10 protein-coding genes are annotated in these 13,256 nt (G+C 59.2%); 5 read left to right on the forward strand and 5 right to left on the reverse strand.

Annotated features, from left to right (window positions below; translation table 11 throughout):
* Window position 1 precedes the first annotated feature (1 nt).
* The 3 genes from PL597_RS20190 to PL597_RS20200 are packed head-to-tail and all read right to left on the reverse strand — an operon-like array spanning window position 2 to window position 3,053.
* Complete coding sequence (locus PL597_RS20190; protein WP_080793593.1) at window positions 2-844, reverse strand: carbohydrate ABC transporter permease; 843 nt, start codon at window positions 842-844, stop codon at window positions 2-4.
* Window positions 841-1,782 (reverse strand): carbohydrate ABC transporter permease, encoded by a 942-nt coding sequence (locus PL597_RS20195; RefSeq protein WP_080793591.1) that lies wholly within the window; start codon window positions 1,780-1,782, stop codon window positions 841-843. The genes PL597_RS20190 and PL597_RS20195 overlap by 4 nt, the downstream gene beginning before the upstream one ends.
* Window positions 1,783-1,799: 17 nt before the next feature.
* On the reverse strand, window positions 1,800-3,053 hold the full coding sequence (locus tag PL597_RS20200; protein ID WP_271366105.1) for an extracellular solute-binding protein: 1,254 nt from the start codon (window positions 3,051-3,053) through the stop codon (window positions 1,800-1,802).
* Window positions 3,054-3,307: 254 nt separating this feature from the next.
* Here PL597_RS20200 and PL597_RS20205 point away from each other — a divergent pair, with 254 nt between their 5' ends.
* The 3 genes from PL597_RS20205 to PL597_RS20215 are packed head-to-tail and all read left to right on the forward strand — an operon-like array spanning window position 3,308 to window position 7,864.
* Window positions 3,308-4,534, forward strand: coding sequence for an ROK family transcriptional regulator (locus PL597_RS20205; protein ID WP_271366106.1), 1,227 nt, complete (start codon window positions 3,308-3,310; stop codon window positions 4,532-4,534).
* 19 nt (window positions 4,535-4,553) lie between these two features.
* Window positions 4,554-6,956, forward strand: coding sequence for a PIG-L family deacetylase (locus tag PL597_RS20210; RefSeq protein WP_271366107.1), 2,403 nt, complete (start codon window positions 4,554-4,556; stop codon window positions 6,954-6,956).
* On the forward strand, window positions 6,953-7,864 hold the full coding sequence (locus tag PL597_RS20215; RefSeq protein ID WP_271366109.1) for a DMT family transporter: 912 nt from the start codon (window positions 6,953-6,955) through the stop codon (window positions 7,862-7,864). The genes PL597_RS20210 and PL597_RS20215 overlap by 4 nt, the downstream gene beginning before the upstream one ends.
* Before the next feature lie 15 nt (window positions 7,865-7,879).
* Here the strand turns inward: PL597_RS20215 and PL597_RS20220 are convergent, their stop codons facing one another.
* Both PL597_RS20220 and PL597_RS20225 read right to left on the reverse strand, forming a co-directional pair.
* Window positions 7,880-8,341 (reverse strand): hypothetical protein, encoded by a 462-nt coding sequence (locus PL597_RS20220; RefSeq protein ID WP_271366110.1) that lies wholly within the window; start codon window positions 8,339-8,341, stop codon window positions 7,880-7,882.
* Between the two features lie 76 nt (window positions 8,342-8,417).
* The gene (locus PL597_RS20225; protein WP_077983929.1) at window positions 8,418-9,305 is read right to left on the reverse strand and encodes an AraC family transcriptional regulator; all 888 of its coding nucleotides are present in this window, start codon (window positions 9,303-9,305) and stop codon (window positions 8,418-8,420) included.
* A 197-nt stretch (window positions 9,306-9,502) separates the two neighbouring features.
* Between PL597_RS20225 and PL597_RS20230 the strand changes: the two genes are divergently transcribed.
* Together PL597_RS20230 and PL597_RS20235 are read left to right on the forward strand one after the other, a co-directional pair.
* Complete coding sequence (locus PL597_RS20230; RefSeq protein ID WP_271366112.1) at window positions 9,503-10,969, forward strand: alpha-glucosidase/alpha-galactosidase; 1,467 nt, start codon at window positions 9,503-9,505, stop codon at window positions 10,967-10,969.
* 105 nt (window positions 10,970-11,074) lie between these two features.
* Window positions 11,075-13,162 carry an ABC transporter substrate-binding protein gene (locus PL597_RS20235; protein ID WP_271366113.1) on the forward strand — a complete coding sequence of 696 codons (2,088 nt, stop codon included), beginning with the start codon at window positions 11,075-11,077 and terminating at the stop codon, window positions 13,160-13,162.
* Window positions 13,163-13,256 lie beyond the last annotated feature (94 nt).

Consider the following 13,256-nt stretch of genomic DNA (forward strand, 5'->3'; position numbering starts at 1 on the left):
ATTATCCTTTCAGACCCGCCAGCATCACACCGCGAACGATGTAGCGTTGCAGGACGATGAAGACGATGAGGGTGGGGATGGTCGCAATGGCGGCGCCCGTCATGATCATTTCCCACTGGATTTGCTGTTCCACGGCAAAGCTCGAAAGACCGACCGGCAGCGTGTAAAGCTCCTTGCTTGTCGTGACGATCAGTGGCCAGAAGAAGGCTGTCCAGTTGCCGAGGAAGGTGAAGATCGCGAGTGCGGAGAGCGCCGGTGTGACGAGCGGCAGGGCGACTTTCCACCAGATCTGGAATTCGTTGAGCCCGTCGACGCGCGCGGCCTCGATGAAGTCGTTCGGAACCGTCTCGAAGAACTGCTTCATCAGGAAGGTGCCGAAGGCCGTCATCATGCCCGGGAACATGATGCCCCAGTAGCTGTCGAGCCAGCCGAGCTGACTGGACATCAGATACCAGGGAATGACGAGCATTTCGGTCGGTATCATCAGCGTCGAGAGGATTGCGAGGAAGATAAAATAACGACCGCGGAACTCGAATTTCGCCAGCGTGTAGCCGACAAGACTGTCAAAGAAGCAGTTGGACACGGTAACGATGACCGCAACCAGCATGGAGTTGAAGAACCAGCGCAGGAAACGGCCATCGGCCATGACGGTGATGTAGTTTGCAAGCGTGGGTGCTGCCGGAATGAGACGTAGATCGTAAACCTGATCCGCCGTCTTGAACGAGGTCGAAAACATGAAGAGCAGCGGCGAGATCATGATCAGGCCGCCGATGAACAGCAGCGTCCAGGTGACGATGCGGCCGGGGCGGATGCGGGCGTGGGAGAGTGGCGGCGCTTCGCTCATTTCTTTTCCCTCAGGACCCAGAGCTGGACCAGCGATACGACAAGAAGAATGGTGAACAGGACGACCGTCTGTGCTGCGGCATAACCCATGGCATAGGAATTGAACGCAGTCTGGTAGATCATCAGCACCAGCGGCTTGGTTGAACCGAGCGGGCCGCCCGGATCATTGGTGGTCATGTTGTAGACCTGGTCGAAGATGCGAAGGAAGCCGATGGAGGAAAACACCACGAGGAAAACCGTGGTTGGTTTCAGAAGCGGCAGCGTGATCTTGCGCAGGATCGCCCATTCACCCAGCCCGTCGATGCGGGCGGCTTCGTAGAATGTCGTGGGAATCGCACGCAGGCCGGCCATGAAGATGATGATCTGGAAGCCGAGCCCCGCCCAGATGGCTGTCACCATGACCGAATAGAGCGCCTGATCGGTGGAGCGGATGAAGGGCTGCTGGGGAATGCCGATCATGCCGAACACGTCGTTGATGATGCCGATGGGCGGCGGCTGATAGAACCAGCGCCAGACCCAGGCCATGGCCGCTGCAGTCGTCAAATAGGGCAGGAAATACAGCGCGCGAATGAAACCATGCAGAATGCGCACCCGGTCGAGATAAAAGGCGATGACGAAAGCAAGGACGAGACTGATCGGCGTGCCGACGATGAGATAGGTGAAGGTGTTTTTGAACACCTTCCAGAATTGCGGATCCTTGAACAGCTTGACGTAATTGGCGGCGCCGATGAACTTTGCTGGCCTGAGCAAGTCCCAGTTGGTGAAGGACAGATAGAAGGCCTGCAGTGTCGGGTAAAACCGGATGACGCTGTAAAACAGGATCGGGATCGCCAAAAAGCTCCAGATCCACAAAAGCCGTTTGGTGCGCATGGAAAGGCGATCTCCGAAGGAGCCGCCGGGGCGGCCGGATGCCGCCCCTTGTTGATCTATCGCTGTCATTGTTGGACCTGCGGTTTTCAGGGTTTCGCCGCGTCGATGATTTCCTGCTCGGCCTCGGCGGCCTGCTTGACGGAGTCTTCAACCGACTGGCCCTCGAGCAGGACACGGTTTGTCATGTCGATGGCGTTTTGCCGCTGGGCTGCCTCATCCATGAACAGCGTCGTATGCGCATATTCCAGACCCTTCAGGAACGGCGCGTAGATCGGGTCCTTCAGGTTTTCTTCGGTCAGTGCCGCCGAGCGCCGCGCCGGCAACTCGCCCACCGTCTTCAGCCAAATCGCCATGGCTTCCGGGGAAGAGATATAGGCAAGGAACTTCTTGGAGGCCTCAAGCTCTTCACCCGTGGTCTTGGCGCTGATGCCGTTGGCGAAGTAGCTTGCATAGTTGGAGCGAATATTCTTGTCATTGGTGGGAAGTTCGGTCACGCCCCACTCGAAATCCTTGATGGTGCGGAACGAGCCGAGCCGGAAGGTGCCGTCGATGGTCATGCCCGCCTTGCCGGCGCGGAAGGCGGCCTGGCCCTCATCCATGAAACCCACCTGGCCGATCTTCTTTTCAAGCTGCAGGCTGGTATAGAATTTCAGGGCCTGAATGCCCGGCTCGCTATTATAGGCGACCTTCTGGTCGTTGTCGGTATAGGGCTCGCCGCCATACTGGCGGATGAGGACTTCACGCCACCACTGATGGTCCTGTCCACCCATGTCGAGCGTGGAACCGGCAACGGTGAGGTTTCCGGCGGCATCGTGCTTGGCGATCTTTTCCGCGGCGGCGACGAATTCATCGAGCGTCTTCGGTGGATTGGAGGGATCGAGACCGGCGTCGGTGAAGAGCTTCTTGTTGTAGAACAGCGCCAGCGAACGAACCGCTGTCGGCAGGCCATAATAGTCGTCGCCGCGTTTCATGGCGCTGACGATCGGGAAAAATTCGCTTTCGATCTTGTCATGCGGGAAGGTATCGGCCGGCAGTGGCTGCAAAATGCCCCCGGCTGCGAACTTGTCGAGCCAGCCGTAAAACAGCTGCATCACGTCCGGGCCATTGCCGGACATGTTGGCGGCGATCACGCGCGTTTGGTAGTCGGCGTAAGGAAAGGTCACCTGCTTGACGGTGATATCAGGATTGGCCTTCTGGAATTCCGCGATCAGCTCGTCCATGGCTTTCACACGGGTGTCGAAGACATATTGCCAATATTCGATTTCCACCGCCTGCGCGGCGTTGAATGCAAATGTGCTGAAACCGGCGACCAAGCCGGCGAACAGAGTTGCCCTGCGCATGTAAGCCTCCTTTTCCTCCGTCCGGTCTTCCGGATGCGGAGCGATCGTTCCCTTTATTCGCGCTTTCGCGCGCGCTCATCGATTCGCCGGCCGCGGAGTTTCCTCTTCCGCCCCATGCAAACCTGACCCCCGGTCGCCCTCTACGGTTCTCTGAAGGCGTCCGTTTGTCAATAAGATAATTTACTTGAATTATTATATTGCGCTTATCCTCAATTCGACGCTATGAATTTTCCAACAGACGGGAAGTTGAAGAGATGACGGTGCACACGGTGGACGCTTATCCCGTAGCAATCGGAAAAAATCCCGAGCGCAGCCGGGAGCACAACAGGCGAGTCGTTCTCGACCTCGTCCGGCGGCATGGCTCACTCGGTCGCGCCCAGATTGCCAAGATTACCCATCTTACCCCGCAGGCGGTTGCCAATATCGTCGACGAGCTGGTTGGCGAGGAATTGCTCAAGGAACTCGGCCGTCGTCGCACCGGCAGGGGCCAGCCGCCGATCCAGTTCGCGGTCAATCCGGATGGCGGAGCGACCATCGGCGTGGAAATTGCCGCCGACCATATGGTCACGGTCGGCCTCGATCTTGCCGGCGTGTTGCGTACCCATCGTGTTACACCCCTCAAGGACACGACGCCGGACGCCATATTCAAGACTTTTGCCGCCGAGCACGCTGCCGTTGCGAAAAATCTCGGCTGCAAGCTGCTTGGCACCGGGGTTGTCATGCCCGGTCCTTTCGAGATTGATGGCATGACGTCCGTCGGGCCGACGACGCTTTCCGGCTGGGGCGGCATCGATGCCCGGCAGATGCTGGGGGAAGCCTGCGGTCAGCCGGTCGTGGTGGAAAACGATGCGACGGCCGCCGCTGTCGGCGAACGGCTGTTCGGTGCGGGCCTGGCCATCCCAAATTTCTGCATGATCTATTTCGGCGTCGGTATCGGCCTCGGTATCATTCAGGATGGTTCACCCTATCGCGGCGCATTCGGAAATGCCGGCGAAATCGGCCACGTGACCGTCTCGCCAAAGGGAAGGCCTTGCCCCTCCTGCGGGCAGAGAGGGTGCCTCGAAGCCTATGCCTCCGTTTACGTGCTGAAGGAAAAACTTGTCTGCGCCGGTGTCGCGGATACGGAGCTTGACGATCTGGAAGCCCTGTTCAAAGCGGGCAATCCGGTGGTGATGGAATGGATCGAAGATGCCGCCGCCCATCTGGCGCCCATGGTTGCGATGCTCGAGAATATTCTCGATCCGCAGACTGTCATTCTCGGCGGTGCGCTGCCTGAGATCGTCATCAGTGCAGTCATTGCGCGGATGGGCACTTTGCCAACCTCGGTCGCAAGCCGGCGACAGCGGGAACTGCCGCGTGTCATGCACGGCAAATCCGGACAGTTGACGGCGGCACTCGGTGCGGCCGCCTTGCCGCTGTTCGACATCGTCACACCAAAACTCGAGACATCCACGGGAGCTGCAACGCAGGCACCCGGTTGAAATTTGGAGGAGACCGCCCATGCTTAACCCTCGGGAGCGCATCGAACGGCAGATGGCCGATCCGTGGCTTGTCCGCCTGCACCGCAAGCTGAGCGCGTTGAAATCCACCGTGACCGTCATGCACACCGGCGCGCATCCCGACGACGAGCAGAACGGACTTCTGGCCTATTTTCGCATGAAACTCGGTATGCGGATCATCATCGCCTGCTCCACACGCGGCGAGGGCGGGCAGAATGCGCTGGGGCCGGAAAGGCTGGGCGCGCTTGGCGTCATCCGGTCGCGGGAGCTGGAGGAGGCCGCCCGTGTCATCGATGCGGATATCATCTGGCTCGGCCATGGCCCGGCGGATATCATTCACGACTTCGGTTTTTCCAAGGATGGCGACCAGACCTTTAACCGCTGGGGGCAGCAACGCATCGTCGAGCGGCTGGTGCGCGCCTACCGCAAGGAACGCCCGGATATCGTCATCCCGACCTTTCTCGATGTGCCGGGACAGCATGGGCACCACCGCGCCATGACGCGGGCGGCAAAGAACGCCATCGCGCTGGCGGCCGATCCTGCCGCCTATCCCGAGCATATTGCCGAGGGGCTGAAACCTTGGCAGGTGGCCAAATATTACCTTCCCGCATGGTCTGGCGGTGGCGACACCTATGATGACGAAGTGCCGCCGCCGGAGACGACGCTGATAGTCAATGCTCCGGGCAAGGAGGCGGCCACCGGTGCGCAATATGACCGCATCGGCGAATGGTCGCGTTATTATCATGCCTCGCAGGGAATGGGTCATTGGCCGAAACGGGCGCAGGAGGTCTGGCCGCTGCATCTGGAACTCTCGGATGCCGTCGGCGGCGAGGAAAGCTCGATCCTCGACAGGCTTCCGTCTTCACTCACCGACCTTGCGACTTTTCCGGGGCTGGATGCCGAACTGGCAAAGGCGCTGGTCAAGGCCGAACAGGCAATAAGCCAAGCAATCGCGGCCTTTCCCGACAGGCGGAATATCACGGCGTCGCTTCTTGCTGCGGCGGCTCTTTTGCAGACGGTAGATGAAGCCGCAGCTGCGGATTTCAAGGAGCTGCACGGGCATCGGATCGCACGCAAGCGGTTGCAGGTCGACGCCGCTATCCTGACGGCGCTCGATGTTTTCGAGCGGGCCTATGCCGAGCCGGGGGAGATCGTTGCGGGTGGAACATCGGTTCTTTCCGTGGAGCTTTCAGACAAGGCGGGCGAATTTGACGTCGAGGTCACGCCGGTCCTTCCAGCGGGTGTCTCGTCGTGCGTTCAGTCGCGTGGCAGGACGCTGGTCTTTTCGCTTGCCGCCGATCGGGATGCTGCTGTTTCCGGGCTTTATCAGCCCGACTGGAAAGCCCTGGGCGGCAATGGCCATGCCTTTGTGCTGCTTTCCGCAACGGTTGAAGGCAGAAAGGTCTCGGCCGCCTTCGATCTGGAGGAGCCGTTTTTCGTAACGCCCGCGCAGTCGCTGACGATTGCGCCCGATGCCCTTTTGGTTCCGCTTGGAAAGGGGCAGGATGCCCATGTCTTTCAGGCGCATGTGAAGGGCGCCGATGCGCCTCTGTCGTTCAGGACTACGGGCGGCTGGAACCTGCGCAGAAACGGCGGCGACTGGATTGCGGAACGCACTGGCGATGCGACGGCAGGCCTTGCCAGAATAGAAGCGCTTGTCGGTTCGCAACCCGCTTTCCAGATCACGCCCATCGCCTATCCGCATATCGGCAGGGCAAGGTTTCTGGCGCCGTCCGTTTTGAATATCCTGTCGCTGGACCTCAAACTGCCCGAGGGCGCACACGTCGGTTATGTCGGCGGCGGCGCCGACAGGGTGGGTCTTTGGCTTTCGCGCATGGGTCTTAATGTTTCCGAACTCGATGCTCAGGCGCTTGGCGGCGACCTGTCATCTTTTACGACGATCGTTATCGGCATCTTCGCCTTCGGAATCCGCAACGACCTGGCCGCTGCAACGGAAAAGCTTCATCGTTTCGTTGAAGGCGGCGGCCATCTTGTCACGCTCTATCACCGGCCGACCGATGGATGGGATCCGGAGACGACGCCTGTGAGACGGCTTGAGATCGGCAGGCCTTCCTTGCGCTGGCGTGTAACCGACCCGCAGGCGGAGGTAACGGTGCTGGCGCCCGAACATCCGCTACTTGCCGGCCCCAACAGGATCAATGCCGCCGACTGGGCGGGGTGGGACAAGGAACGCGGGCTTTATTTCGCAGCGCGCTGGGATGATGTCTACGAGCCATTACTCGCCATGCATGATGTCGATGAGCAGCCGCTCAAGGGCGCGCTGGTCTCCGGTATCATAGGCAAGGGCCGTCACACCCATACCAGCCTTGTTTTGCATCACCAGATGGACAAGCTTGTGCCCGGGGCCTTCCGCCTTATGGCCAATCTTGTGCAGCCGGCGTGAATGGCGACGGCCAAAGCGAAGAACAGGAAACCCCGCGCGAAACGGATACGCGCGCGGGCATAGGCTGGCTGTTGCTGGATATGACCCTTGTTGCGGGCGGAATGACCGCGCTCGTCAAGGCGCAGGGCGTCACCTATCCCGCCTTCCAGCTTGTCTTTATCAGGGCGATGATCGGTCTGATGTTCATCCTGCCACTCATCTGGCGGCACGGGCGCGAAATGGCGCGCGTCAAATATCCCTGGCGCAACATCTTCCGCATCTGCTGCAACGCCATCGCACTCACCAGCAATTTCATCGCCATCACCCTTTTGCCGCTTGCGACCGTCAATGCCATCGGTTTCTCGCGGCCATTGGTGACGATGGCAATGGCTGTTGCCTTTCTCGGTGAAAGCGTGAGCCGTTTTCGCTGGACCGGTGCCTGTCTTGCATTTGTCGGCGTTCTGGTTGTCATCGGGCCGGGAGGCGCGGAGTTTGGCGCGAGTGTGGTTGTCGTTCTGGTCTCGGTGGTGTTCGGCGCGCTGGCAGTGATCCAGACCCGGGCGCTGCGGCAGGAGAATACCACGGTCATGATGGTGTTCTATACGGTGGGCCTCGCCGTCATCACCGCCGTTCCGGCGATCTGGACATGGAAACCGGTTGCGTCATTCGACTGGGTTCCGCTGCTCGGCATCGGATTGCTGGCGCAGATGGGGCAATATTGCTTCCTGCGGGCCTATCGCGTTGCCGATGCCAGCATCCTTGCGCCTGTCAGCTATCTGTCGATCCTGTTCGTGACAGCAGTCGGATATTTCCTGTTTGACGAAGTGCCGGAGGCCCGTGTGGTGTTTGGCATCGTTATTATTCTCGTTTCGCTTCAGGCGACCGCCCTTGCGGAATATCTGCTGAAAAAGCTGCGTCGCAAACAGTGACGGGTCGATCTGCCTCTATTGCGCCAGAAGCCGGAGCCTGATCCAGTTCAGTGCCGCGAGTTTGAGGCGATCGTAAAACGACCGTGCGAAACGCACATAGCGCATGATCCATGCAAGCCAGGGATAGGTAAGGAGCTTTTCCCGGCCGGCGTGATAGATGCGCTCGACGATCAGGAATGTTGCGAGATGGGCGAGGATCGTGAGAACCAACCCCATCTTGACGGCGCCATTGGCAATGAGAAGAAGACCGATGATCTTCATGGGTTCGGCGATGGCGAAGGGCACGGCTAGGCAAAGGAGAATGGCAAGGCGCGGCAGTCGCGCGATCCGGCTTTCCAGTCGCCTGATGAATGTCAGCCCGGATAGGGCCCTGATGACGGGCCGGTAGAGCGGGCGAACAATACCGTCGAGGATCAGGGCGAAAACGATGATCGTCCGAAGCGGAAAAACGAGGATCGTCCGGATTATGTTCTTCACCTCGGCGGGTCTCCAAAAGGGGCATAACGCCCATCCTTAATCGCCTGAAACATGTCAAAACGAAGTCGCGTTGCGTTCAGCCCTGCCGCACGCTCGCATACATGCCGGTGGTGCGGAATTCGCTGGGGTTGGTGCCGTAGAGCCTGCGAAAGACCTTGGAGAAATAGTTCGGGTCCTCGAACCCGCACAGCACCGACACTTCCTTGATGGGAAGGTCGGCAGCCGAGGTCAGAAGCTTGGCCGCACGCCTGAGCCGTCGCTGCAGCACGAATTCCGCCGGCGACAGGCCTTCGCTTGCCGCGAAGATGCGGGAAAAATGTGCGCGGCTGAGGCCTGCCACCGCCGCAAGGTCGCTGACCGAAAGCCGTTCGCCGAGATGGATGTCGATGTAGCTCAGCACCTGCTGCATGGTGCGATATTCGCCCCCGAAAGATGGATGAGAACCGAAGACATCGTCATAGAGCGTCATCGCCGCCTCATAGGCAACGGCGGAGGCAGCGCCTGGCGTTTCCGCGCCATTGACGAGGCGGGAACAGCATTCGGCGAGATGATCCACGGTTTCGGGCTGGAGCTTGAGGATCGGGCCGGTAACGGAAAGGATATTGCGGTGAATGCGCAATGCTTCCTCGCCATTCATGGAAATCCAGAAGAATTCCCATTGCTTGCCCTCTTCAAGCCAGTAGCGGTGATTGTGAGGAATGAGCAGCAGCAGGGTTTCGCCCGGCCTAACGACGTAATGACGGTTCTCGTAACGCAGGTTACCCTGTCCGCCGATACAATATTGCAGCACGGTGAACGGCGTCTGGCCGCGCTTGCGCCCGTCCCAGTCGTAATTGCCGCTGCGGCGGATTTCATAACCGCTGCTGGTCGGCATGGTGTGCAGCGTCTGGCGGCCGCGCGGCAGCGAAACTGTTCGCATACAGGGGCCCTGGTCGATCAAATCTTGCAGCACAAAATTACCCATGAAAGCATAATCCTTCTCTGGCCCTCACCGATATTATACGCATAATCCCGATCCGAGGAGACAGCCAGCAGGATATTGTTGCTGAAAAATTGGGATGAAGGCCGGTTTTACGGGATTCTTAACGGTATTTTTCTGCAATGCCATTTTACGATCCTTCGGCCCGTTTCACCCGTTCGATTTGCAACAGAGGTGGCGTTATGAGTTTCAAAATCGCTATTATTGGCGCAGGCAGCGTCGGCTTCACGAAAAAACTGTTCACCGATCTCCTGTGTGTGCCGGAGTTTCGCGATATTGAAGTCGCGCTCACGGATATCAGCCAGCACAATCTGGATATGATCAGAGCGATCCTCGACAAGATCGTTGAGGCTAATGGTCTCCCCGTCAAGGTGACGGCCGATACCGACCGCCGCCGGGCGCTGGAGGGCGCGAAATATATCATCAGCTGCGTGCGGGTCGGCGGTCTGGAAGCCTATGCCGACGATATCCGCATTCCGCTGAAATACGGCGTCGACCAGTGCGTGGGCGATACGATCTGCGCTGGCGGCATTCTCTATGGTCAGCGCAACATTCCGGTCATTCTGGATTTCTGCAAGGATATCCGCGAAGTCGCAGCACCGGGTGCGAAATTCCTGAACTATGCCAACCCCATGGCCATGAACACCTGGGCGGCCATCGAATATGGCAAGGTGGACACGGTCGGTCTCTGCCACGGCGTGCAGCACGGCGCGGAACAGATCGCCGAAATCCTCGGCGCGAAATCGCCTGGAGAACTCGATTATATCTGCTCCGGCATCAACCACCAGACATGGTTCATCGATCTGAAGCTCAACGGTCGCAAGATTGGCAAGGAAGAACTGATCGCTGCCTTCGAGGCGCATCCGGTCTTCTCGCAGCAGGAGAAGCTGCGCATCGACGTGCTGAAGCGTTTCGGCGTCTATTCGACCGAAAGCAACGGTCACCTCTCCGAATATCTGCCGTGGTATCGTAAGCGACCGGAGGAGATCAGTCGCTGGATCGACATGTCCGACTGGATTCATGGCGAAACCGGCGGGTATCTTCGCCACTCCACGGAAACGCGCAACTGGTTCGAAACCGAGTTTCCGCAGTTTCTGGCGTCTGCCGCCAAGCCGATCGATCCGGCCAAGCGCTCCAACGAACATGCAAGCCATATTCTTGAAGCGCTGGAGACGGGTCGTGTCTATCGCGGCCATTTCAACGTCAAGAACAATGGCGTCATCAGCAATCTGCCGGCGGACGCCATCATCGAATCCCCCGGTTTCGTCGACCGTTTCGGCATCAATATGGTCTCGGGCATCATCTTGCCGGAAGCCTGTGCGGCCACCTGCATGGCCTCCATCAACGTCCAGCGCATGTCGGTGCATGCGGCGGTGAGCGGCGATATCGATCTTTTGAAGCTTGCCGTGCTGCATGATCCGCTGGTCGGCGCCGTCGCCACGCCGGAGGAGGTCTGGCAGATGGTGGATGAGATGGTTGTCGCGCAGGCGCGCTGGCTGCCGCAATATGCCGATGCCGTTCCGGCAGCAAAGGAGCGGCTTGCGAAATCAACCGTCAAGACGCGTGACTGGGCGGGGGCCGCCCGCCGCAATGTGCGTTCCATCGAAGAGTTGCGGGCCGAAAAATCGGCACTCAAGAAAGCTGTCTGAGGAAAAAGCATGAAAACAGGCCGGTGGCGAAAGGGAGTTCGCCGTCCGGTCTTAACGATCACAGGGGGTGGGCGCTCGAAGAGCTGCCATTTGGGAGGAAGAACGATGTTACTTCAACGCAGGATCGGTATCATCTCGGCACTGGGTCTCGGTGTTTCGATGATTGCACTCAATGCGAATGCCTTCGAGACCACCACGCCGCCCGAGCCGCCGCAATTTCCGGCCGAAGGCAAGATCAATTATGTGGCGCGCGACTCGATCCTCGAATTCAAGGCGCTGCCGGACTACAGCGAACCTGACTGGGTCACAGAGAAATTCGAAAAGACCGGCAAGCTGCCGCCCTTGAAAGAGCGCCTGCCGGAAGAGCCTCTGGTCTACAAGACCGGCAATATGCCCGACGGCATGGGTGTTTACGGCGACACGATGCGCCATGTGGTGGGCGGCAGGCCCGAGGGCTGGAACTACATTGCCGGCCAGAGCCAGGGCTGGGGCGGCATCGATATCGCCCTTTCCGAATGCCTGACGCGCACCGCGCCGCTCTTCCAGGTGGATGCCAAGGATACCGAACCGCTGCCCAATCTGGCGAAAAGCTGGGAATGGTCCGAAGACGGCCACAAGCTGACGATGCATCTCGTCAAGGGTGCCAAGTGGTCCGACGGCGAGCCCTTCAACGCCGATGACGTGATGTTCTACTGGGAAGACGCCGTCATCGATCCCAATGTCTCACCGCTTGGCGGCGGCGCATCGCCTGAGGCTTTCGGCGAGGGAACGACGCTGAAGAGGGTCGATGACTACACCGTCGAATGGACTTTCAAGGCGGCGTTTCCCAAACAATATCTCTACACCATGGCCTATCCGAGCTTCTGCCCCGGGCCGTCGCATCTCTTGAAGCCCCAGCATCCGAAATATTCCAAGAACACCTATAACCAGTTCAAGAACGCGTTCCCGCCGGAATATATGAACATGCCGGTCATGGGCGCATGGGTGCCGGTGTCATACCGGCCGGACGATCTCATCGTTCTGCGTCGCAACCCCTATTACTGGAAGGTCGATGAGAAGGGCCAGCAGCTGCCCTATCTCAACGAAGTTCACTACAAGCTCTCCACCTGGGCAGATCGTGATGTGCAGGCCGTGGCGGGATCTGGCGATTTCTCAAACCTGGAACAGCCGGAAAATTTCGTCGCTTCACTGAAACGCGCCGCCGAGCCCAATGCGCCGGCCCGCCTTGCCTTCGGGCCGCGCCTCATCGGCTATAATCTGCAGATGAACTTCTCCGCCAATGGCTGGGGCAATCCGGACGAGCGCGGGCAGGCCATTCGCGAGCTGAACCGCAACGAGGTGTTCCGGCAGGCCGTTACATCGGCCATCGACCGCAAGGCGGTCGGCGACTCGCTGGTGAAGGGTCCGTTCACGGCGATCTATCCGGGCGGCATTTCGTCTGGCACCAGTTTTTATGATCGCGCCTCCACGGTCTATTACCCCTTCGACCTTGAGGGCGCCAAGGCCGCACTCACCTCGATCGGCCTGAAGGACACGGATGGCGATGGTTTCCTGAATTTCCCGAAGGAAACGCTGGGCGGTCGCAATGTCGAAATTACCCTTCTCGTCAATAACGGTTACGCGACGGACAAGAGCCTCGCGGAAGGTCTTGTTGGCCAGATGGCGAAACTCGGCCTGCGCGTCGTTATCAACAGTCTCGATTCCAACCAGCGCGACGCCGCCCATTATGGCGGACAGTTCGACTGGCTGGTGCGGCGCAACTCAACCGAGCTTTCATCCGTGGTGCAAAATACCGAGCAGCTTGCCCCTGTCGGCCCGCGCACCAGCTGGAACCATCGCTCGCCCGAAGGCAAGGAACTCGATCTGATGCCGTTCGAAAAGGAGATGGCCGACATCGTTCGCAAATTCATCTCGTCGCAAGACAATGCCGAGCGGGCGGAACTGATGAAGCAATATCAGAAGGTCTATACGCAGAACCTCTATACGATTGGCCTCACCGAATATCCCGGCGCACTGATCGTCAACAAGCGGTTCTCGAATGTGCCGCAGGGCACGCCGATCTTCATGTTCAACTGGGCCGAAGATTCCATCATCCGCGAACGCCTGTGGGTCGCAGCCGACAAGCAGGGCAAATACGAACTTTTCCCGCAGCAGCTTCCCGGCAAGCCGGGCGAGGGCGGGCCGATCAACTAAAGCATTTCCCGAAAAAGCGGACACTGCTTTTTCGTCTGAAAATGCCAAGACCCTGAAGAACTCCTCCCGGAGCACACCCGGTACCGGTCGCGCG

Origin of the sequence: Agrobacterium sp. ST15.13.013, assembly GCF_027956525.1 — a bacterium.
GTDB classification, from domain to species: Bacteria; Pseudomonadota; Alphaproteobacteria; order Rhizobiales; family Rhizobiaceae; genus Agrobacterium; species Agrobacterium salinitolerans.